This window comes from Herbaspirillum sp. B65, assembly GCF_000333555.1.
Classification (GTDB): Bacteria; Pseudomonadota; Gammaproteobacteria; order Burkholderiales; family Burkholderiaceae_D; genus Herbaspirillum; species Herbaspirillum rubrisubalbicans.
The window spans coordinates 1-3,045 of the sequence record NZ_BADI01000733.1; the positions used below are offsets into that span (position 1 = coordinate 1).

The window sequence follows — 3,045 nt, forward strand, 5'->3', positions numbered from 1 at the left end:
TGGCGGATCGGGACTGAAGCGGCACGATACCACCTTGCGCAATGTGTTTGGCGTGGAGACGGCACAGGCGGTACGTATGTGCCGGCTACCCAACACGTCCCCTCACCCCGTCGTTTTTATCCCACTTCGTACAACCCGACACCCTGACTGGCGAAAAAAATTCGCCAATCTTGATCAGGCGCTACGACGCCCCCTGGGATCACACGGCCAATACCTGGGCCGTGAAACAGTAACCTGGACGCTGACTGCCGAATGAAAAAGCCAGCGCAACCCGCCACTCAGGCTTGACGCGCCGTCCCGACGCAATACGCTGCAATCGCCTGCAATACCGCTTCATCCTCCCCCACTGCCGGCACCGTGCGAATCTCCACGCCCGGATGCGCCTGGCGCAGTTGTTCCAGCAGTTCCGGCAAGTCGCGACGCACATGGCCGCCCTGCCCCAGGAACACCGGGATCACCGTAATGCGCCGGCTACCGCCAGCCACCTGCCGGGCCGCGACGGTGGGCAGATCGGGCTGCATCAGTTCCAGAAAGGCCAGTTGCACGCTGGCGCCCGGCATGGCCGCCTGGGTCAGTGCACGCAGGCGTTCGAAAGGCGCGGCCCAGGCGGGGTCGCGTGCGCCATGGGCGAACAGGATCAGGCTTTGGGTGACGGACTCGCTCATGATGGGCAACAGGTCTTTCAGGCTAGTGAGATAAAACGGTCAGGCTCAGGTGCGCTCCACCCACCACAGCGAACCGATGGCCAGCACCATGAACAACAGGCTGGGCAGGGCCGCCGTCATGAAGGCCGGCCAGGTATTGAGCAAGCCCAGATGCGAAAACAGGCTATTGATGAGCTGGAAGCACACCCCGATCATGATGCCGGTGAAGATCTTCAGACTCACACCACCGGCACGGAAATGCAGGTAGGCAAAGGGCAAGGCCAGTGCCAGCATCACGAAGATCGACAGCGGATAGACGATCTTTTTCCAGAAGGCGATCTCGTAGCGGTCGGTGCGCTGATTATTGGCTTCCAGGTGCTTGGTATAGGCCAGCAGGTCATAGGCCGACATGCGGTCCGGGTCGGCGAAGAGCACCGAGAGGATTTCCGGTGTCACCTCCGAAACCAGCTTCATCTGCGCCAGCTTCATCGTCTTGACCGGCTCGGTGATCTTGCGGTCCTTGTCGCCGGTGAAGTCCGATTGCACCACGTCGCTCAACACCCATTGATGATCGCCTTCGTACATCCCGCTCTTGGCCGTGACCATGCGCGCCATGTGGAAGTCGGTATCGAGTTCGTAGAGCTTGACGCCTTCGATACGGCCATCCGGTTGCACGGTCTGGATGTTGATGAAGCGGCTGCCGGTGACGTTGCCTTCCAGGCCGTGGTCCTTGATCACGTCCTTGGCCCACATGCCGGAACGGAACTGCGAGGACATCGAGGAGCCCTGTGCTTGCAACCGGAGCTTCTCGGCCCACTCCGACGCCTTGGGTGCGATCAGTTCGCCAAAGATGATGGTGATGACCGCAAAGCCTACGCCGATGCGCAAGAGCACCTTGGCCGCCATGCCGGTGGACATGCTGGACACGCGCATGATGGTGAATTCGGAACGCGCCGCCAGTTGCGAGAGCGTATAGATGGTGCCGATCAGCACGGCGGTGGGCATCAGTTCATAGACATTGCCGGGCAAGCCCATCAACACATAGAACACGGCCTGCTGCAACTTGTAGCCGTTGCGACCGACCTGTTCCAGCTGCCCCATCATCTCGAAGAAGGCAAACAAGGCCAGGAAGGCTGCCAGCGCAAAGAATACCGAGCGCGTGATCTCGGTAGTGAAGTAACGTTGGATGACTCTCATCTCAGGCCTCGCGCTGGAACGTCATGGCGCGCCGCACTCGGCTCCACAACCGGGATGGGTGGAAAGGATGATTGATGTTCAGGCGCAGGGCAAACATGCCCACGATCAGCAGCGCCACGATCAGGTGCACCGGCCACCAGGCCATCACGAAAATCATGCGCTGCTGCGCCACCGAGGCCTGGAACACGCTCACCGTATTGCTGTAGACCACGAACAGCAACAGCGCCACCAGCAGGCCCAGCGAACGACCGGCACGCGGATTCACGAAGGACAGTGGAATGGCCAGCAGCATCAGCGCCAGCGCCATCAAGGGCAGCGCGATACGCCACAGCAGTTCGCCGCGCGCAAAGCCATCGCGCTTGGCCAGCAACTCGTTCATCTGCAAGGCGCGCGCCGAACGTTCACCGGCGGCCGTCTGCGACTGGTTACCGATCAACAGGCCATAGCGCTCGAAGTCGACGATCTGGAAATCCGGCAGGCTGGGCGAGCCGTCATAGCGGCGCCCCTTGTGCATGACCACGAACTTCTCGCCATCGGCGTCCACCGTGGTCTCGCCTTCCTTGGCCACCACCACGCTGTTCTTGCCATCCTGGTTGATGGTATTGACGAAGATATTGCGCACCTTGGAAGCATCGCCGGAAATGCCCTCGACGAAGAAGATGCGGTTGGCCGCCGCCGATTCCTGGAACTTGCCCGGCGAGACGCGGGCGATGTCTTCGCGCTGCTCGAAGCGGCTGCGATATTCGCTGCTCTGCTCATTGGCCCAGGGCGTGACCACGAAGGACAGCACCGCCACCAGCGCCATGATGGGCCAGCCGAAGCGCAGCACCGGGGCGATCCAGCGCGTGAGCGACATGCCGCAGGCGAACCAGACCACGATCTCGGAATCCTGGTAGCTGCGCGTCATCACCAGCAGCACCGAGATGAAGCCGGTGAGGATCAGGATGATGGGCATGTAGTTCAGCGACTGGAAGCCGATCAGGGCCAGCACGTCTTGCGACGCCACCTGGCCACCCGCGGCCTGGCCGAGGATCTTGATGAGCATCACGGTCAGCGTGATGGTGAACAGCGTAGTGAAGACCCCACCTGCGGTGCTGGTCAATTCGCGTCTGAGGGCGCGCTGAAAAATCATGGGGATACTGGATTGGTCTCTGGTGTCGGGGTCATTGCTTCCGTGGCCTGGGCCCGGCATCGTTCCAGGGCT

The 3,045-nt window shown here is 61.4% G+C and carries 4 protein-coding genes; 1 reads left to right on the top strand and 3 read right to left on the bottom strand.

Annotated features, from left to right (window positions below; all coding sequences use genetic code 11):
• Positions 1 to 256 (top strand): hypothetical protein (locus I5W_RS32875; RefSeq protein ID WP_217284452.1); only part of this gene is annotated, 256 nt, incomplete at its 5' end.
• 22 nt (positions 257 to 278) lie between these two features.
• Here I5W_RS32875 and I5W_RS17250 read toward each other — a convergent pair.
• Genes I5W_RS17250 through lptF form a run of 3 tightly spaced genes read right to left on the bottom strand, consistent with a single transcriptional unit; the run spans position 279 to position 2,973 of the window.
• Complete coding sequence (locus tag I5W_RS17250) at positions 279 to 665, bottom strand: sirohydrochlorin chelatase (RefSeq protein WP_044530141.1); 387 nt, start codon at positions 663 to 665, stop codon at positions 279 to 281.
• A 45-nt stretch (positions 666 to 710) separates the two neighbouring features.
• A complete protein-coding gene (gene lptG, locus I5W_RS17255; protein ID WP_017451656.1) occupies positions 711 to 1,841 on the bottom strand; it encodes an LPS export ABC transporter permease LptG in 1,131 nt (376 codons plus the stop codon).
• A 1-nt stretch (position 1,842) separates the two neighbouring features.
• Positions 1,843 to 2,973 carry an LPS export ABC transporter permease LptF gene (lptF, locus tag I5W_RS17260; RefSeq protein ID WP_044530140.1) on the bottom strand — a complete coding sequence of 377 codons (1,131 nt, stop codon included), beginning with the start codon at positions 2,971 to 2,973 and terminating at the stop codon, positions 1,843 to 1,845.
• Positions 2,974 to 3,045 lie beyond the last annotated feature (72 nt).